This is a genomic window from Butyrivibrio sp. AE3003, assembly GCF_000686065.1.
GTDB lineage: Bacteria > Bacillota > Clostridia > Lachnospirales > Lachnospiraceae > Butyrivibrio > Butyrivibrio hungatei_A.
Genome location: NZ_JMLX01000001.1, coordinates 1,374,721 through 1,393,009, shown reverse-complemented (window position 1 = coordinate 1,393,009; position 18,289 = coordinate 1,374,721). Strand labels below are relative to the sequence as shown.

The 18,289-nt window shown below is 41.0% G+C and carries 18 protein-coding genes; 17 read left to right on the top strand and 1 reads right to left on the bottom strand.

What is annotated here, in order from left to right; genetic code table 11:
• Nucleotides 1-14 precede the first annotated feature (14 nt).
• The 9 genes from truA to CD00_RS0106620 all read left to right on the top strand — a co-directional run bounded on the left by truA (nucleotide 15) and on the right by CD00_RS0106620 (nucleotide 8,276).
• A complete protein-coding gene (gene truA / locus CD00_RS0106660) occupies nucleotides 15-764 on the top strand; it encodes a tRNA pseudouridine(38-40) synthase TruA (RefSeq protein ID WP_026655253.1) in 750 nt (249 codons plus the stop codon).
• Nucleotides 765-861: 97 nt separating this feature from the next.
• Complete coding sequence (locus tag CD00_RS0106655) at nucleotides 862-2,481, top strand: DUF5722 domain-containing protein (protein WP_026655252.1); 1,620 nt, start codon at nucleotides 862-864, stop codon at nucleotides 2,479-2,481.
• A gap of 35 nt (nucleotides 2,482-2,516) precedes the next feature.
• Entirely contained in the window at nucleotides 2,517-3,584 is a 1,068-nt protein-coding gene (locus CD00_RS0106650) for an ArnT family glycosyltransferase (RefSeq protein ID WP_026655251.1), read from the top strand.
• A complete protein-coding gene (locus CD00_RS0106645; protein WP_026655250.1) occupies nucleotides 3,577-4,287 on the top strand; it encodes a hypothetical protein in 711 nt (236 codons plus the stop codon). Before CD00_RS0106650 ends, CD00_RS0106645 begins: the two co-directional genes overlap by 8 nt.
• A gap of 352 nt (nucleotides 4,288-4,639) precedes the next feature.
• Nucleotides 4,640-5,353, top strand: coding sequence for a hypothetical protein (locus CD00_RS0106640; RefSeq protein ID WP_185750400.1), 714 nt, complete (start codon nucleotides 4,640-4,642; stop codon nucleotides 5,351-5,353).
• A gap of 1 nt (nucleotide 5,354) precedes the next feature.
• Nucleotides 5,355-7,178: an Mbeg1-like protein gene (locus CD00_RS0106635; RefSeq protein ID WP_026655247.1), complete on the top strand. Its 1,824-nt coding sequence runs from the start codon at nucleotides 5,355-5,357 to the stop codon at nucleotides 7,176-7,178.
• Nucleotides 7,179-7,213: 35 nt separating this feature from the next.
• Nucleotides 7,214-7,633 (top strand): hypothetical protein, encoded by a 420-nt coding sequence (locus CD00_RS0106630; protein WP_026655246.1) that lies wholly within the window; start codon nucleotides 7,214-7,216, stop codon nucleotides 7,631-7,633.
• On the top strand, nucleotides 7,630-7,911 hold the full coding sequence (locus CD00_RS0106625) for a hypothetical protein (protein ID WP_026655245.1): 282 nt from the start codon (nucleotides 7,630-7,632) through the stop codon (nucleotides 7,909-7,911). Before CD00_RS0106630 ends, CD00_RS0106625 begins: the two co-directional genes overlap by 4 nt.
• An 11-nt stretch (nucleotides 7,912-7,922) precedes the next feature.
• Nucleotides 7,923-8,276, top strand: a complete 354-nt coding sequence (locus CD00_RS0106620; protein ID WP_026655244.1) for a hypothetical protein — start codon at nucleotides 7,923-7,925, stop codon at nucleotides 8,274-8,276.
• Between the two features lie 85 nt (nucleotides 8,277-8,361).
• Here CD00_RS0106620 and CD00_RS0106615 read toward each other — a convergent pair whose 3' ends face one another.
• A complete protein-coding gene (locus CD00_RS0106615) occupies nucleotides 8,362-10,323 on the bottom strand; it encodes an ABC-F family ATP-binding cassette domain-containing protein (protein WP_026655243.1) in 1,962 nt (653 codons plus the stop codon).
• A 201-nt stretch (nucleotides 10,324-10,524) separates the two neighbouring features.
• Between CD00_RS0106615 and CD00_RS17500 the strand changes: the two genes are divergently transcribed.
• The 8 genes from CD00_RS17500 to hflC all read left to right on the top strand — a co-directional run bounded on the left by CD00_RS17500 (nucleotide 10,525) and on the right by hflC (nucleotide 18,050).
• Nucleotides 10,525-11,376 (top strand): NUDIX hydrolase, encoded by an 852-nt coding sequence (locus CD00_RS17500; RefSeq protein WP_034462013.1) that lies wholly within the window; start codon nucleotides 10,525-10,527, stop codon nucleotides 11,374-11,376.
• Between the two features lie 273 nt (nucleotides 11,377-11,649).
• Nucleotides 11,650-12,840, top strand: coding sequence for an SPFH domain-containing protein (locus tag CD00_RS0106605; RefSeq protein ID WP_026655242.1), 1,191 nt, complete (start codon nucleotides 11,650-11,652; stop codon nucleotides 12,838-12,840).
• Between the two features lie 39 nt (nucleotides 12,841-12,879).
• Nucleotides 12,880-13,809, top strand: a complete 930-nt coding sequence (locus tag CD00_RS0106600; RefSeq protein WP_026655241.1) for a sugar kinase — start codon at nucleotides 12,880-12,882, stop codon at nucleotides 13,807-13,809.
• Nucleotides 13,810-13,817: 8 nt separating this feature from the next.
• A complete protein-coding gene (locus tag CD00_RS0106595; protein ID WP_026655239.1) occupies nucleotides 13,818-14,033 on the top strand; it encodes a hypothetical protein in 216 nt (71 codons plus the stop codon).
• Between the two features lie 317 nt (nucleotides 14,034-14,350).
• Nucleotides 14,351-14,725 carry a CPBP family glutamic-type intramembrane protease gene (locus CD00_RS0106585; RefSeq protein ID WP_026655237.1) on the top strand — a complete coding sequence of 125 codons (375 nt, stop codon included), beginning with the start codon at nucleotides 14,351-14,353 and terminating at the stop codon, nucleotides 14,723-14,725.
• Between the two features lie 55 nt (nucleotides 14,726-14,780).
• Entirely contained in the window at nucleotides 14,781-16,127 is a 1,347-nt protein-coding gene (locus CD00_RS0106580; protein WP_026655236.1) for an NCS2 family permease, read from the top strand.
• A gap of 32 nt (nucleotides 16,128-16,159) precedes the next feature.
• Nucleotides 16,160-17,170, top strand: a complete 1,011-nt coding sequence (hflK, locus tag CD00_RS17495; protein WP_242838927.1) for an FtsH protease activity modulator HflK — start codon at nucleotides 16,160-16,162, stop codon at nucleotides 17,168-17,170.
• Nucleotides 17,157-18,050 carry a protease modulator HflC gene (hflC, locus tag CD00_RS0106570; protein WP_026655235.1) on the top strand — a complete coding sequence of 298 codons (894 nt, stop codon included), beginning with the start codon at nucleotides 17,157-17,159 and terminating at the stop codon, nucleotides 18,048-18,050. Before hflK ends, hflC begins: the two co-directional genes overlap by 14 nt.
• Nucleotides 18,051-18,289: the final 239 nt, after the last annotated feature.

Genomic DNA, 18,289 nt, shown 5'->3' with positions numbered 1-18,289 from the left:
GGATTGCGGAATATATGAGCAGAAACTACAAGTTCTTGATTAGTTATGACGGTACCAGATTTCACGGATGGGAGAGGCAGCCCGGTAAGGATATGACTATACAGGGCAAGCTTGAGAGTGTTCTTAATAAGATGGTAAATCTCCCTGAGGGAACGATCAATCTAATTGGTGCGGGCAGGACGGACGCCGGCGTGCATGCCAGGGCAATGACTGCAAATACCGCTCTTGATACCAATATGACGGAAGATGAGATACGTGAGTATATGAATAAGTATCTCCCTGAGGATATAAGCATAAATGACGTTAAGATCTGTTCGGACAGATTTCACTCAAGATATAACGCACTTGGAAAGACATATCGTTATACCTGTTGGTATGGCCCTTCCAAGCCTGTTTTTGACAGAAAATACGTGACCGTATTGGAGAAAAAGCCTGATGCGGATAAGATGAGAAAGGCTGCTGCAATCCTTGAGGGAACGCATGACTTTAAGAGTTTTTGCGGAAACAACCGCATGAAGAAGTCCACGGTCAGATGTGTCGATTCCATAAAGATAGAAGAGAGCGGAAGCTACATAAGGTTTTATTTTCACGGAAACGGCTTTTTGCAGAACATGGTCCGCATACTTACGGGAACTTTGCTTGAAGTCGGATACGGCAATATAGCGCCTTCCGAGGTAAAAGAGATTTTGGAGTCATGCGACAGGCAGAAGGCGGGACCGACGGCGCCTCCGCTCGGATTATGTCTTATGAAAGTAGACTATTAAAAATAACTAAATTTAGTAAAAATACGTTGATAAGTGCATAGGTTTTAGCATAATATAGTATTATTGTTTATCAAAATTTTAATATGAGGGGACACTAATGACAAACAAAATCTATTCTGCACTAACACGTACTGCGCTTTCTGCGTTAGCGGCACTAAGCGTCTTTTCTTTTGCTACGCTCTACGCTAAGGCGGAGGGAAACGGATCTGTAGCGATCACATCGGCAAGTATCAACAATGACGGCGAAAAAGTAACGGTTACCGCTTCTGTTCAGGCGATGCCTCAGAGCGATAACGGTATGTTATATCTTTTCGCAGAGAAAGTTTATCAGAACGAACCTGCGGGAGCACCTGTGGCGTCAGTTCCGATGAATTCGGCGGTTACTTTTTCTTTTCCGCTTGATTATAAAACTACTCAGTGTAAGTTATATGACAAGTTTCAGGTTGCAGTGCTTTCGGGAGGCGTGTTCGTTCCTGTTTCGGGAACCCGCTATATAACCAATCCCGAGGTGCTTGCCAAATCATCTCCCAAGAGAAAAAACAACGGTAAAAAAGGTCTTATCCTTGACGGAGCAAAGATCGGTAACGGAAATACAGAGGCTACCCAGCTCGGAGTTCAGCAGGCTGCGTACAATATTAATCTTGAAGATATCATAGGCGGCAACGGAGGCGTTGTTTTTGAGTATAACGGAAAGACTTACAACTATGATTCATCATATTTAAGTCAGTACGACCATGCTGTAAGAACATGTACACAGCAGGGAATGGGCGTTACGATAGTTCTTTTGAATCCTTATGTTCCGGGTGAAGAGTTCATGATCTCTCCTTATTCAAGGGGTGCGCATTCACGTTATTACATGATGAACACATCGGATGATGTGGGACTTGAGAACCTCGAAGCCGTAGTTACATATCTTGCATACAGATATAACGGACAGAACGGATTTGGACAGGTAGATAACTGGGTGATCGGAAATGAAGTAAATGCCAAGAATGAGTGGAATATTGCGAATGTTTCCGATGAGATGTTGTATGCACAGCTCTATGCCGATGAGCTAAGAGTGTGCTACAATGCTATAAAAAGTAAAAATGCAAATGCACATGTTTGTGCAAGCTTTGATCATAACTGGACTTATAAGAACACACCTTCATATTTCTCGGCAAGAAGCCTTATAGAGGCGATGAACGCGTGCATTGTTGCACAGGGTAATTTCGACTGGGCGCTTGCAGAGCACCCTTACAATTATCCCATGGTATGGACAGCGTTCTGGTCACCTAAGAACGAGGCTGCAGCGGCAATGGTAAGACATGATATCGACACACCTTATATGTCTATGCAGAATATAGAGCAGCTTACGGATTATATGTGCCAGCCTGCGATGCGTAACACTAAGGGTGCGGTAAGACCTATACTTCTTACGGAAGTTGGATATACATCCACTCAGGGACAGGAAGAACAGGCATCGGCTATTGTTTATGCATATCAGAGAGCTATGACAAACCGATATATCAATATGATCGTCTTTAACAGACAGACGGATTATCCTGTTGAGGTTGCCGACGGACTTTCTGTCGGACTTACAGGCCAGGACGGATCAAGAAAACTTGCTTTTGAGTTCTATCAGCAAATGAGCAGTCCCAACGCCGGAGCTTATATTCAAAGAGCTGCCGCAAATGCCGGAATCGCTGACTGGAATGCTGCTATGTTTGCAAGATAATCATAAAATGAAATGATCGGTATGGGAAATCGAATATGAGAATAATTGATTACTACAATTATATAGCTACGGCTGCCTGCGCTTTTATAGGCGCAGCAGCCGTTCTTATTTACAAGAAGGGCAAGAATACAGATTTAGATACTGATAAAAAAACAGCGGATATTATTTTTATTGGGATAATTCTTTTTGCGGCAGCATTGCGGCTTATAGGGCTTGGAAGCGTACCTGCCGGACTTCAGCAGGATGAGGCTTCTCTTGGCTATGATGCCTTCGCGATCGCAAAATACGGCGTTGACAGAAATGGGTTCGCATACCCGATATATCCGATAACATGGGGGTGCGGTGGCGGAAGCCCTCTTATGATCTATATAAACGTTCTTACGATCAAATTGTTTGGAACAGGTGTCGTGAAGCTCAGACTCCTTCCCGCAATTCTCGGAATCGCCACGGTTTATATTTTCTATCTGATATTAAAAGAAATCACTTTATCTTATAAAAAATCTCTCTTTGGAGCTGCGTTTCTTGCGCTGTGTCCCTGGCACATCATACTTTCAAGGTGGAGTCTGGACAGCAACATAATGCCATTTACACTTGGGCTTTCCGTATATCTTTTTATACTCGGGATAAAGACCAGAAAGACCTATATTTACTGCCTTAGCGCCGCATCATACGCGGTATGTATGTACAGCTACGGCTCTGCGACGATAGTGGTTCCCGTTCATTTGCTTCTTATCAGCATTTATTGCCTGAGGAAAAAAGTTATCAGTGTAAAGCAGCTTATTTTGGCTGTGCTCACATTTGTTATTGTATTTTCGCCGCTCCTTGTTTTCTATGCGGTGAATTACCTCGGACTTCCCGAGATAGTGACGGACAGCTTTTCGTTTAATAAGTTCACGGCGTCGAGGTCGGGGGAGGTATTTCTCAGATTTGATTCAACTCTTCCCTCCGCGCTTTATGAAAATATCAGACAGCTCCTTATTACGCTTACAATAGGCGACAACGATGAAATGCTGTGCCATTTTATTCCGGGATATGCGACGTTGTTTGAATTTACGTTTCCTATAACTTTTCTTGGGATTTTTCTCGGAGTTTTTTTTGGGTAAAAAAGATATTGTAAATAAAACTTCTGAAAATATAGCTTCTGCAAATAAAGAAAGTGCGGAAGATACAAGTAAGATTGAAAGCGTGACTGATGAAGATAAGAGACTTGCTATGGATGCGGTGTTTGTGACGCTTTTGATCTCATGTGTGCTGCTGGCAATCGGAATCAGATCGGATGTAAGCAGGATGGTAATGATATTTCTTCCGCTCATATATTTTCTTGTAAAGGGAGTTTCCTTTATATGGGACAGACGTGCAGTTGGTGCATATGCTGTGATGACGGTTATTGTTCTTGCTGCGGGACTGTTTATAAAAGATTATTTTGGCGGATTTAATGATAGGACTTCGGATCTTTTCATGCCGGGATATGGCGAAGCGGCTAAGAGAGCTTACGAGATAGCAGGGGATGATACAGAGATTTATTCAACTTATGAGAATTTGTCAGCTCCGTTTGTTATTGCTCTTTATTATACGGACTACAATCCGGTAAAGTTTGCAGATACCGTAGTATACAAAGATGAAACGGATGAATTCAGAGTTGCCGAAAGTTTCGGGAATTTCAGATTCGGACTTCCCGAAGATTATGCAGATTATGTCGGTAAAGATGCTGTACTTATACTTAGCGGTTCAGAGCTTGAGGCTATTGGCGGAGCTCCGGATTGTACGGTAGAAAATTTCGGAAAGTACGCTGTGGTATACAGATAGAAGCTTCTACACACGTAGAAGCTTCAGACTGTAGACAAAGTGGTCTTGAGAGCTACGCTCTCAGGACCACTTTGTCTACAGTCTGGCATTCTTGAACTTCATGTTCAAGAATGTATGCTTCTGAAATTATGAATAACGGAGGCAAAATCACAAACTATTCGATTGGTAAAACTAATTAAGTGGCAGAATAAAGAATGAAATTAGTCGATTTAAGTTAATTATTGATTAAAAAATGCGGGTAAAAGATATCGAAAAAATAAGCCTTTACAATCGGGAAAATGTCTGTGATAATGATTTGTGAACAAAATGTAAAGCAAGTTTTGGGACATCAGTTTTGTTGGAGAAATAATACATGAAGACTAAATTCAAAATGATAATATCTATGGCTTTAATTATTACGATTTTAGGAGGTTGTAGCACATTTATGCCAAAAGAAAAAGTCGAATTAAATCAAAGACAGATAGCAATTCTTGAAAAAGAAGGAAAGCCTACAGAATGGGGCAAATTAATGAGCTATGAAAAGCAATCGATTCAGACAATAGAAGAGATGCTTGTATATCTTGAAAATAAGTACAATAAGGAATTTTGCTATGGATATTTTAAAATGGCAGACTTCGTAACAGGAGAATCGGATTCACTTCTTGCATATGCAAAAGGAGATAATCCTGAAACAGATTTATTTGAGGTACATGAGGAAGAAGGGAAGTTTGTTGATGACTATGGACTAGTTTTAGCTGAACCTATATTTCATGCTGAGGTAGAAAATGTTGTTTCGAATCTATTAAGTGGCTTCAACCATGAAGTATATACATATGTTGGGACAGTGGATGAAAACAATAGTGTGATTGCGTCAACAGTTGTTTTGATAATAGAAAAAAATGAGAAAGATGATGATCTTGATAAAGCACTCGCAGACAAGGTTTTTAGTCTGAATGGACCTACTGAGTTAGATGTATATTATGTTACCTCTGCTTTTCTTGAGGGGGTTACCAAGAAAAATTGGGAACACAGGGGAAATGAAATTATAGAAAGTTATTTTATTAGTAGAAAAGAATGGGAGAAATAGTATGACTGACGAGGAATTAGCGCTATTAGAGCAGATAACTTACATAGATAAAAATGTATATGAAGCTGCCGGATTAGATTATAAAGAAAATAATATTATAACAAATAAAACGGTGGGGAAATTATTAGATGATTTCGACGATGCCGCACTTGAGCGTCTTCGCAATAATCCCAACGACAACATCGACGGTGCATGGACAGGCGCAAGTGAATGGGCTGATATTATTGAAGCAATGCAGAAAAATCCCAATATTAAGGATCTGACTGTAAGTGATTCATATAAAACTCCGGACGGCAAGACTACGCTTGGCATATGCTTCAAAGACCCGAATGAAAAAGGAAAAGGTTATGTAGCTTTTAAGGGAACAAGCGGATATGACGAGTGGAACGATAACGTACATGGAATTGTGCAGTCGGATACCAAATGCCAGAAGGATGCGGCAGATTTCATTGAAAGTATAGACAAATCAATTGAAGATATTACGGTTGTAGGACATTCAAAGGGCGCAAATAAAGCCATGTATGTAACTGTCACTGATGAATCCGGAAGAATAAAACATTGTGTCGCAATGGATGGGCAGGGCTTTTCGAATCATTTCATGAGAGAGTATGCCTCGAAGATTAAAAAGAATGGAGACAAAATTACAAATTATTCGATTTCAACTGATTTTGTGCATGTTCTTATGAAGCAGTTACCGAACAGTAAACAGATTTATTGTGAGGGCTATGGAATGAAAAATGCCGGACAGTATCACAGTCCGGCGTCCTTCTTTGTTCAGGACAAAAATGGAAAAATACTTTTTGATAATAACGGTTCAGGAAAATTTACGGCAGGAGTACCGGAAGATGAGAATGTAAAGATAATTCACAGGTTTGTGGAATATGTAATGGACACGAGCGCGGATTATGAATTACAGATGATTGCTGATTATTTAGGGGATATAACCGGAAGTGCACTTGGAAGTCACAATTTTGAAAAGAAGCAGCTTTTAGAAGATCCTATAGCACTTGTACTAATAGTCGGAAAGTTGCGTGCTTTCAGCATAAAGAATGCTTGCAATATATATGATTTGACAAATACGATTCTTACATTTGTCCTTCCTGAAGAGGAACAAAGAGAATCTGCAATGTGGATACTTACATTGGTGGTATTAATTTCAAATCCCAAGTTGCTGATTGTATCTACCGGGCGGAACATTTTGCAGGACTTATTAGATGTTTTTAAACAGGCAAGACTGATGTTATCAATTGAGATGATTTCAATCCTTCCTTCTATTTTAGAAGCAATTCGTAAATGTGCGCAGGACTTATTGGTGGCAATGTACTATGTCAGTAAATTTTTATCTGAGTCTAATATACAAGTTGATACAAGTTTTCTTTATAAAAATGGAACGATGATTTTGGATAAAAAAGTTCTTGCCGAGTTAATGGGAAGTGATGCGCAGACAGGTGAAGGGACTCCAGCGGCAATTTCAACAGCGCAAGCGCCTTCTGTAATGCACGATTATACAGAAGGATTTATGAGATGTGTTTTTGATGCCTTTAATAAGATTCATGCACAGGAATTTTATTCATATTCTAGGATGCTCGCACCGCTTTTTGATGCAGATGTCAGGTTAAATATTGATATAGATAATGAAATAAATGAAATTTATTCTGTTTATAACGCAACAGAAGCCGAAGATAATACCATGCTTGAGATTTTACGGGAAATGTTCATGACTGCGAATGATGAAGACGGTGAATATTCAAATCTTGTCAGCGCAGATACAAGTGATATTGAAGAAGTAATAAGTAATTTCAATACTACTTTTGCAACATGTTGAAGTTGTTAATGGTATTGATTAAATAGGGGATATTTATGAGTAGTATAGGGAGTTTAGAGAGACGGATAGCCAAACTTGAGGAAGAAATAGCCAAACTTGAGAGAGAAAGAGATTTATGCGAACAGTTCATCGATATAGTTCGTAGAGGCATAGAACATAATCGTTATGAGTTTGAAAGAAGAAGGGGTGTTATCCGCACTGTAGATGGTATGCAGGACAGAGCATCTTTTGCCCATAAACTTGAAACAAGGCTTTTTAAAAATTATAACAACATAACTGAAGGAAAAATTAATAGTGCCGAAAACACCATGCTGAATAAGGCATATGCCAGAATTGCGGCAATTAACGAAAGCATCAGTGAAAAACGTGATGAAATTTCAAGCCTTGAAGATGAAATAGAAAGAATCAAGGAGGCGGAGAGAGAAAGGGAAAGAGAACGGGAGAGAGCAATATGAATCTAAATTTGGTTGAAGGTGAATTTGCAAAACAGGTAGAGAATGTTGCTGCCGTAAACTCAATGGTAAATCGTGCGGCAAGTGATACTAAAGCTGTCCTTACTGATATTATGTGCGATTCTATTGTTGATGAATTAATTGATAATGCAATAGAAGCCAAGATGAAAATGGTTTGCGGCTATGCGTCAAAATTAACAGGGCTTTTGGCTGATGATAGCAACAAACTGGAACATTTCATGAATAATATCAGGGAACTCGATAACAGGCTGGATAATTAACGGAGGATGTTATGGCAGAGCGTGAAATAAAAGTGACCTTTTCTAATTTAAGCAATAATATAGCAAAGCTTAAAAATATATCAGAATATTTGGTTGGTGTTAATAATTATAATGACAGTTTTTCTGAATCAAGCGGATTATCAAAAGATGCGCTGTCAGAGAAATTAAAAACAACCATAGCAGCCGGAAATGCGCTTAAAAAGGCTGTTGACGAACTTATTGCCGATCTTGAATATGCTTTTTCAACATTTAAAGACTCTGATGAATCTATGGCAAGAGCATACAGAGAAGCAAGTGCTGAGGCAGCAAAAGCAAGTAAAGTGGAACATCGTCATAGTAATAAAATTTATGAAAAAAAGATGTAATAATTATAGGAAGCCATTTTGGTGCAGGCAGAGATGCATGTACCAAAATGGCTTTCTGTTTGTTGTGGATGCAATCCATGTTTCTTTAGATTTCCTCAGATGAAAGTTCTTCCCACTCATCATAGAGCGCGGAGAGCTTTTCTTGTATCTCGGTCTGCTCGTCTGTGAGCTTTCTGAGCTTTGCAAGATCTGATCCGACAGCGGGATCGGAGATGAGCTCTGTGATCTCACCGTCTCTTGCTTCGAGCTTTGCGATGTCTTCCTCGCATTTTTTGAGCGCTGCTTCGATCTTTTTTCTTCTTGCCTTGGCTTCTTTTTGAGCTTTATAATCGTTACTTCCGGATGACTGCGCCGTAGCTGCTGAAGGAGCGGAAGATGAGGCTGTGGGAGCACCGATTGAGCTTGTGCCTGTATCGGATGTTCCGAAAGTGTTCTGCATCTTTTCCTCGACATGCTCTATGTAGTAGTCGTAGTTTCCGATGTAATTGACCATGCTCTTACGTGTGAGGTCAAGGATTCTGGTCGCTGTCTTATTTATGAAATATCTGTCGTGGCTAACATAGAGAACAGTTCCCTCATAGCCTGAAATAGCAGATTCAAGGATTTCCTTACTTGTTATATCAAGATGGTTTGTGGGCTCGTCGAGGATAAGGAAGTTAGCGTCGGAGAGCATAAGCTTTGCAAGGCTGACTCTTCCTTTTTCGCCACCCGACAGATCACCGATTCTTTTAAATACATCATCGCCGGTAAAAAGAAATGCTGCGAGAGTGTTTCTTATTTCGGTGTTGTTAAGCGAAGGATATGCGTCCTGAAGCTCGTCGAACAAAGTCTTGTTGTCGTTTAGAACGTGGTGCTCCTGATCGTAGTAGCCTATCTCGACCTTGGTTCCGAGCGTGATCTTACCGCTGTCTATGCTCTCAAGTCCGTTGATCATCTTAAGGAGAGTGGTCTTACCAGTTCCGTTGTCGCCGATGATCGCAACGTGCTCGCCCTTTTTGATCTCGAAACTTATATTGGAAAAGAGCTCCTGACTTCCGAATGATTTTGAAAGATTATCTGCCTCAAGGACATCTTTTCCGCTTTCGCATGAAGGTTTAAGAGAAATTTTCATGCTGTCGTCAATCGTTATGGGTTTATCGAGACGCACAACCTTATCCAGCATCTTTTCGCGGCTTTCGGCGCGCTTTATGGATTTCTCGCGGTTAAAAGATTTTAACTTGGCGATTACTTCTTCCTGATGCTTGATCTCTTGCTGTTGTTTCATGTACGCGCTCCACTGTGCAAGTCTTTTTTGTTCTTTCTTGACGGAGTAAGCGCTGTAGTTACCTACAAAGCTTGAAACGAGCGTGTTCTCAACTTCTATGACTTTTCCTACGATCTTATCAAGGAAATATCTGTCGTGGGATACGATGAGTACGGCTCCTTTATAATTGAGAAGGTAGTTCTCAAGCCATCTGATCGAAGTCATGTCTAGGTGGTTTGTGGGCTCGTCGAGGATGATAAGATCCGGGGAGCTGAGAAGAAGCTTACCCAGAGCGACTCTTGTCTTTTGCCCGCCCGAAAGGGTAGAGATTCTTTTATTGAGTTCATCTTCCGAAAATCCGAGACCCTTTGCGACACCTGTAACTTCGCTCTGCCATGAATAACCGGACATCCTCTGGAACTGTTCGTTCATAAATGTGTATTTGTCCATAAGGCGTGTGAGCTCGTCACCTGTGACGTGCTTCATTTCTTCCTCGGCGGCTCTGATATTTTCCTCAAGCTTGATTACGTGCTTTTTTACCTCCATGAGTTCTTCAAAGATGGTATTCTCTGTCTGAACGTTCTGGTTCTGTGCAAGATAGCCCCATGTGACATCCTTGGAAAATGTTACGTCACCGCTGTCTGCCGCAAGTTGTCCGATAATTATCTTAAGAAGGGTTGTCTTTCCGGCGCCGTTGATCCCGACGATGGCAGCCTTCTCATTATTTTCAATATGAAAAGAAGCATCTCTTAAGATGTCCTTTCCGTCAAAGCTCTTATTTATATTATGTACTGATAAAATCATGATCTGTCTCCAAAAAACTACTTTTTGCAACACCACATTTTAGCATGCGCGCGGCGATATGAAAAGGTATGCTTGAATTCGCTGTTTATTGCGAGCATGACAGGTGATAAAATATAGTTGTTTGCAGAACCATGAGGTTTTCTGAGAAATAACAGCAATTCGTATCAAGATATTTAAGAATATACGTGCAAGGGAGCGCACATGACACAGAAGAAAGACAAGAATGGATTAACTGAAAAAGAGTTTCTTAAGGACTACAAGGCGGGAGATTATGAGAGACCGTCTGTGACTGCGGATATTCTGGTGCTTGGAACAAGTGCGGATCTGAGGACTTTGAAGATTCTTTTGGTGAAAAGAGAAGAGCATCCGTATCTGGAGCAGTGGGCTCTTCCGGGAGGCTTTGTTCGTAAGGATGAGACCGCTTATCAGGCAGCAGAGAGGAAGCTTTCTCAGGAGACAGGGCTTGAAGGAGTGTACCTTGATCAGATATATACTTTTACCAATCCTGCGAGAGATCCAAGAACCTGGGTTATGACAATCGCATACCTTGCCTTGGTTTCCGATACAAGCGACGATGTGCTCCACGGAATAACCTGTGCGGGCGTCGGAGAAAGTGAAGGCGGAGTACAGGACGCAGCATGGTTTGATCTTGTGATCGATGCAGACAGTATTAGCTTTATCAATGCCGAGAGAAATGTCGAGATCAGATATTCTATCGTGAACAAGCGCTTTAAGAACGGCAGAATCTATTATGAAAACTGGGTTTCAAGCCCTGCTAGCAAAGAGACGCTTGCCTTCGATCACATAGAGATAATCATAGAATCAATCCTTAAGCTCAAGGCTGAGTTTGAGCATACTGACCTTTCTTTTAATATGATAGGAGAGAAGTTCACTTTGCCCGATCTTCAGGTGTTGTATGAACTTGTGCTCGGCAAAAAACTCTACAAGACAAACTTCCGCGCAATGATCGCCCCCAAGGTCGAGGCTACCGGCGAGAAGATGAAGTCCATCAGCAGCAAAAAGATGTCCGCCGAGTATCGGTATAAGGGGTAAGGGGATTAAGATATAAAAGAAGATATGTGACACTTCTTGTAAATATAGAGAAGAATGATCAAAAAAAGCATGAAATGCCTATTTAAATGGCGTTTTCATGCTTTTTATTTTTTATGTTGACAAAGTAGCAAAAAGCTACTATTATATATTCAAAGATAAAAAGTAGTAAAAAGCTACTAATACAAAGGTATAAAACTCAAAGCAAATGTACAACGCACAAACGCACAAGCAACACAGTTACAAAAACCTTAAAGCAAGGAAGGAGAAAGCAGTATGAAACTCAGAAAATTTAAGCCAAACGATTATGTAATGGTTATCAAGAACGGAAAGGTGATCAAGGAAGGCTTGGGATTGTCGGTGTTTTACAACAATCTTACGACCAGCATCATGGTAGCGCCTTCAACTGCTTTTGACGGGGCATTCGCATTTGATGATGTGGTCACAAGCGATTACCAGAGCGTATGCGTTCAGGGTGTTACGACATATATGATCACTGATTACAGCAAGGCTTCCAAGATGCTTGATTTCGCATATCAGACAAATGTTCCGACGGAGCAGAAGATAGCTGAGCAGATGGCTCTTTTGGAGAAAAGAATAAACAACATAATCAAAGCTATAGTCATCCGCGAAGTCAGCAAGAAAGATGTAAGGACGATCATAAGACTTGCGGATGAGATGGCCCAGACAATACAGGATGCGCTTACAAATGATGAGGCGATAGAAAAGCTTGGAGTAAGCATCGTAGCGATCAATATCCTCGGCATCAATCCAAAGACGGAGACAAGAAAGGCTCTTGAGGCAGCAGCCAGAGAGCAGATCTTAAAAGAACAGGATGATGCGATATATAAGCGTCGCAATGCAGCAATAGAGCAGGAACGCACGATCAAGGAAAACGAGATCAACACAGAGATCAAGGTTGCCGAGAAGGAAAAAGAGAAGGAAGAAAAAGAGCAGGAAATGAAACTGTATGTACAGCGCTGCGACCTTGATATGATGAAGGAACGCGAAGAAAGAGAACAGGAAATGCGCATGAGAGCTCTCAGAAGTGAGCTTGAGATGAGCACCGAGAAGCAGGAAAAAGAATTTGCGTTAAAAGAGATGGCTGCAACCAAGAAACTTGAGATTGAGAACAAGGAAATGCTTGGTAAGCTTGAAATTGAGAATAACGAGATGCTCGGAAAGATTGAACTTGAAAAGAAGAACAGTGAGTACACCGCTCTTGAAGCAGAAAATGAGAGAGTAAAGGCAGACCAGCAGGCATATGCACTTAAGGGACTTGTAGATGCTTACAACAACCTGAATGTGGCTCTCGTCGAAGCTTGCGCAATGGCACAGACAGATCCGAGCACACTCATGGCTAAGGCATTCATGAACATCGGTGAGAATGCGGACAAGATCGGAGCGCTCAATCTCACACCGGATCTTTTACAGACTATCACAAACGGACTTGCACAGAAGAACTGATCGGTAATCTAACGAGATACTCATAAAACGGAGGTCACTATGGACAGGGGAATGAATAAGGTTGTTTTGATAAAACGCCGCACAAGATATGAAGAACTTAAGAGAAGATATAACACAGTAGAGCAGGCAAGGTTTTACATCGAGCACCTTGGAGCCGATTTCTCCGACTACGAGAGAGAAGACAAGACCTATAATGCGGCTCTTGAAAATATCAGAAACCTGATTCGCCCCTGTGCAAGACTTCAGGAGATCGACAGAGAATATCTTCCCAACATGATCTTTGGAAAAGATGACATCGTGATAGCGGTCGGTCAGGACGGGCTTGTCGCAAATGCCATGAAGTATCTGGACGGGCAGCCTCTGATCGGCGTAAATCCCGATCCCGCAAGGTGGGACGGAGTTCTTTTACCCTTTGAGACCGGAGAAATAGGAAAAGTTCTTCCGAAGGTGATTAATGGCACATTTGATACAAAAAATGTTACAATGGGAAAAGTGGAGACTAAGGATGGTCAGGTATTATATGCGGTAAATGATTTCTTTATCGGAGTATCTAATCATACCTCAGCAAGATATAACATTAACTATCGTAACCGGGTTGAAAATCAATCATCATCGGGAATAATCATATCTACAGGCTTTGGGATGACAGGCTGGCACAAGTCGATCATGGCAGAGTTTGTGGGAATTGCCAAAGCATTTGGCCTTAATTACGTCACTGAACTTCACGCGGACTGGGGAGCAAGACAACTAATCTTCCAGGTAAGAGAGCCGTATCCGAGTAAATTTACACAGGCGGATATAGTATTCGGGAAGATATTGGACAATGAGAAGCTGGTGATCACGTCAAACATGAGTGAAAACGGAGTTGTTTTCTCTGACGGCGTTATAGATGACACTATTGATTTCAACGCGGGAATGGAAATTACAATAGGTGTCTCGGACCGAATCGGAAGGCTCGTGACCGGTTAGGAGATTATATGGGAATCAGCTTTGATAAATATTTTGACTGTGACGGAAATATCAGGGAAGGAGTGCTTGCAGACAACAAGTGGCTTAAGTTCCTGACAGAGACGGACAATGTCTACGTAAACGCAGAGCGACTTGAGAGATATCTCGACCTTCTTGACGAGAACGGAGATGCGATTGAATACCCTGCTTCGAACTGCATAATCGTGGCAGAAAAAATAAATTGACCTAAATATACGGAATATTTATAATATAGCTTGATTGTACATTCAAAGGAGCACAGCTGTGAAACGCTTATACATACCGTTTATTTGGGAACTGGTCCTGATTATTTCAACAATTATCTGGGAAAAACAGTCATTTTATTTTTTCTTTGTTTTTTACGTTGGACTGATCGTATACTTTTACTTTATAAATAAACAGTTCTCATTCAGAGAACTGAGCAGTAATTTCAGTGAAGTCAAAAATTTTTGGATTCCCGTTATGATGACGGTTGCGGCCATGGTGCTGGCATATTTTTTTTCAGGAAAAAATAATTGTCGGAATGTACAGTGAATATTATGACAGCATAGTTCATTTACCTATCAGAAATGAGCTTGCTCCGCTCTTGTTTAAGTGCCTTTTGTTTATGGTGATTAAGCCTGTTGCGGAAGGACTTTTCTATAGAAAAGCGATTATTTTATTTGACAATAAGAAAAAAATGGTACTTTTGACAATAGCAAGCCTTCTACTTTGCTCTATAACATTGGCACACGGGGTGGTCGGAATAACGACAATCATATTGATGGCGCTTCCCGTTACAATTGCTTACCTTGTTACAAAGAATGTATATGTTTCAATAATGGCACAGTTTCTTTTTGAGGTTTATAACACCGGATATGAGACAGTTTATGATCTCGCAAGAATCTATTTCAGATAATGCGGGTTGATAAAGGTTATAGTCATTATAATGCAAAGGAGAGGTAAAAAGTATGTTGGAGAAGTTATTCAAGCTCAAAGAACATGACACCACGGTAAAGAGGGAAATACTTGCAGGTGTCACGACATTCCTTACTATGGCGTATATCCTTGCCGTAAACCCTAATATCCTGGGAACTGTAATGAATGCAAACGGTGTATTTGTCGCTACGGCAATCGCATCGGCAATCGCAACATTTATCATGGCTTTCTTAGCTAATTATCCTATCGGACTTTCCGCGGGACTCGGACTTAATGCATATTTTGCATATACGGTTTGTCTTTCGGAACTGGCCGCCGAAGAGAACCCTTTTACGATCGCACTCACAGCGGTTTTTGTAGAAGGTCTTTTGTTTATTATTCTTTCTTTTTTCAAATTCCGTGAACAGATTATAAATAGTATTCCTCAGAACCTTAAGTTCGGTATTTCCGCAGGAATAGGTCTTTTCATTGCATTTATCGGAATGCAGAACGCGCATATCATTGTTGCAAATGAGGCTACGGTAGTAGGACTCGGAAGCTTCAGCGATCTTGACATGGTGCTTGCGCTTGTGGGACTTATCCTGATAGCTGCGCTTGTTCATTACAAAGTAACGGGCGGCGTTCTTATCGGAATTATCGGAACATGGATAATCGGTATGATCCTTCAGGCAGCAGGAATTTATACAGCAGGAAATCTTTTCCCCGATTTTTCACAGGGACTTCAGCTCGGAGCAATTTCTGAAACAGCGTTTAAGCTTAATTTCGGCTGGGCTGCATCACATCTCATTCAGTTCCTTGCAATTACATTCAGCTTCCTGTATGTAGATCTTTTTGATACGGTTGGAACAGTCGTAGGTGTTGCCGATAAGGCGGGCCTTCTTGATAAGGACGGTAATCTTCCCAGAGTCGGACAGGTATTTCTTGCCGATGCCGTAGGAACAACAGCAGGTGCCGTTCTTGGTACATCAACCATCACAAGTTTCGTAGAGTCAAGCGCAGGCGTTGCTGCAGGCGGAAGAACAGGACTTACGGCTCTTACAACAGGTGTGATGTTCCTTGTTTCACTTGTGCTTAGCCCGTTATTCCTTGCTATTCCTTCATTTGCAACGGCTCCCGCACTTATCTATGTCGGAATGCTTATGCTTATGAGTGTTACCAAGGTTAAGTTTGACGGAGACATCGCTGATTCTGTAGGTGCTTACCTCGCGGTAGTAATGATGCCTCTTTCATATTCAATCGCTACAGGTATTATGTTTGCTGTTCTTGCATGGGTAATCCTTAAGGTTATCGTTAAGAAGGCTAAGGATGTAAGCCCTGTTATGTGGATTGTATTTGTACTTTTTGTACTTAGGATAATTGCCCTTATTACCAACTTCCAGTGATGACATAATATTATTGACTACGGGCACCGCCAATGCTTTTTGTGACGGTGCCTGTTTATGTCATAGATTATTATTTGATGAGAATGGAGAAAATGATGATCAAGAAAAAAAGAAAATTTGATCCCAAGCTCATACTCGTAGGCATTATAGCTGTTTTTGTACTGCTTACGGTAACGGGAAGCTTCTATTCCGTTAAGGAGCAGGAGCAGGCAATCCTTACAATGTTTGGTAAGGTTGTCAGAGTTGACACCGCAGGTCTTTATTTTAAAGTTCCTTTTATTCAGAGTGTTCACCACATTGATATGACCACTCATGGTGTGGGTATCGGCTACACTATACAGGATGGACAGAACATTACTGTAGAGGATGAAGGAATCATGATCACTTCAGATTTTAACTTTGTAGATATTGACTTCTACCTTGAATACAAGGTAAGTGATCCCGTAGCAGCATATTATAACTGCGAGAATCCCGAAGTTGTAATGAAGAACATGGCTCTGTCATGCATCAGAAACACGGTTGTAAATTATCCTGTTGATGATGTGATTACAACAGCAAAGGGACAGATCCAGGCAGAAGTAAAAGAAAAACTTCAGGGCGAACTGACCAATAAGGATATAGGACTTATGGTGGTAAACCTTTCTGTACAGGATGCAGAGCCGCCCACAGAGGAGATTGTTCAGGCATTTAAGTCTGTTGAAACAGCCAAGCAGGGCAAAGAGACAGCTATAAACAATGCCAAGAAGTATCAGAGTGAAGAGCTTCCCAAGGCAGAAGCCACAGCAGATAAGATCGTCCAGGATGCTGTTGCAAAGAAAGAGTCCAGAATAGCGGAAGCCGAAGGACAGGTTGCAAGATTCAATGAGATGTATGAGCAGTACAAGCTTCAGCCATACATAACCAAGAAGAGACTGTTCTACGAGACAATGGAAGACATTCTTCCCGAACTTAAGGTTATTATTACAGACGGAAAAACACAGGAAATGCTTCCTCTGGAAAGTTTTAATTCTGTTGAAGGAGGGGCAAAAGATGGAGAAAATTAATAATAAAGGAAAGATTATCGGAACAGTAATAGCCCTGATTGTTTGTGTACTTGCTTTCCTTGCATTATCCGCGACTTATGTTGTTCATCAGAAAGAGTACATTGCCGTAAGAAGATTCGGTAAGATCATCAGCCTTGCAAAAGAGCCGGGACTTTATTTTAAGACACCTTTCATTGATGATACACAGTCGATCAGCGCACAGATAGTGCTTTACGATATTCCTAAGTCAGATGTTATCACTAAGGATAAAAAATCTATGATCGCTGATACTTATGTGATATGGAAGGTTGTAGATCCTGTAAAGTACATCCAGACTCTTAATGCGATAGATGCAAGGGCTGAAGAGCGAATTGAGGCATCTGTTTACAATGCTACAAAGAACGCCATTTCTTCAATGACTCAGGATGAAGTTATTGAGGCAAGAGGTGAGCAGCTTACAAAGCTCATTTCAGATGAAGCCAATTCAGATATGACAGGATACGGAATTGAAGTCGTACAGGCTCAGATCAAAGCTTTGGATCTTCCTGATGACAACAAGCAGGCTGTCTATGAGAGAATGATCTCAGAGAGAAATAATATCGCAGCATCCTACACAGCTCAGGGTGATGCCGAAGCTCAGAAGATCCATAACGAGACAGATAAGGAAGTTGCGATCGTAAAAGCAAATGCCGAGAAAGATGCGGCAGTGCTTGAGGCTGAAGGAGAGTCAGCTTACATGTCGACACTTTCCAAGGCATATGATACAACAGAAAAGTCAGAGTTTTACAGCTATATAAGAGGTCTTGATGCCATCAAGAAATCACTTGTAGGAGACAATAAGACACTTATCCTTGATAAGAATTCAGAACTCGCAAAGATTCTTTACGGGAATTTTAATTAAATAAACATCGGGGATTTGCGGCGGCCACACTTGATAGTGTGGTCGCTTTCCGTTTATTTAATATTTCTAATTGATTTTTTTTCTTGCATTAGAAAAAAATATGGTGTATGGTACATATATCGAAAACGAAATATTCCGTAAGCAAACGCGTAGTATTACGCATTCGTTTGTTTATCCCACTTAATTATTTTAACATTTATAGTTTACAGTCTTGCGATTGAGTGCGCAGAGGATAGGAG

Coding starts and splice junctions, on each gene's coding strand:
- truA (WP_026655253.1), top strand. CDS start 15: ATGAGCAGAAACTACAAGTTCTTGATTAGTTATGACGGTACCAGATTT.
- CD00_RS0106655 (WP_026655252.1), top strand. CDS start 862: ATGACAAACAAAATCTATTCTGCACTAACACGTACTGCGCTTTCTGCG.
- CD00_RS0106650 (WP_026655251.1), top strand. CDS start 2,517: ATGAGAATAATTGATTACTACAATTATATAGCTACGGCTGCCTGCGCT.
- CD00_RS0106640 (WP_185750400.1), top strand. CDS start 4,640: ATGAAGACTAAATTCAAAATGATAATATCTATGGCTTTAATTATTACG.
- CD00_RS0106635 (WP_026655247.1), top strand. CDS start 5,355: ATGACTGACGAGGAATTAGCGCTATTAGAGCAGATAACTTACATAGAT.
- CD00_RS0106630 (WP_026655246.1), top strand. CDS start 7,214: ATGAGTAGTATAGGGAGTTTAGAGAGACGGATAGCCAAACTTGAGGAA.
- CD00_RS0106625 (WP_026655245.1), top strand. CDS start 7,630: ATGAATCTAAATTTGGTTGAAGGTGAATTTGCAAAACAGGTAGAGAAT.
- CD00_RS0106620 (WP_026655244.1), top strand. CDS start 7,923: ATGGCAGAGCGTGAAATAAAAGTGACCTTTTCTAATTTAAGCAATAAT.
- CD00_RS0106615 (WP_026655243.1), bottom strand. CDS start 10,323: ATGATTTTATCAGTACATAATATAAATAAGAGCTTTGACGGAAAGGAC.
- CD00_RS17500 (WP_034462013.1), top strand. CDS start 10,525: ATGACACAGAAGAAAGACAAGAATGGATTAACTGAAAAAGAGTTTCTT.
- CD00_RS0106605 (WP_026655242.1), top strand. CDS start 11,650: ATGAAACTCAGAAAATTTAAGCCAAACGATTATGTAATGGTTATCAAG.
- CD00_RS0106600 (WP_026655241.1), top strand. CDS start 12,880: ATGGACAGGGGAATGAATAAGGTTGTTTTGATAAAACGCCGCACAAGA.
- CD00_RS0106595 (WP_026655239.1), top strand. CDS start 13,818: ATGGGAATCAGCTTTGATAAATATTTTGACTGTGACGGAAATATCAGG.
- CD00_RS0106585 (WP_026655237.1), top strand. CDS start 14,351: ATGTACAGTGAATATTATGACAGCATAGTTCATTTACCTATCAGAAAT.
- hflK (WP_242838927.1), top strand. CDS start 16,160: ATGCTTTTTGTGACGGTGCCTGTTTATGTCATAGATTATTATTTGATG.
- hflC (WP_026655235.1), top strand. CDS start 17,157: ATGGAGAAAATTAATAATAAAGGAAAGATTATCGGAACAGTAATAGCC.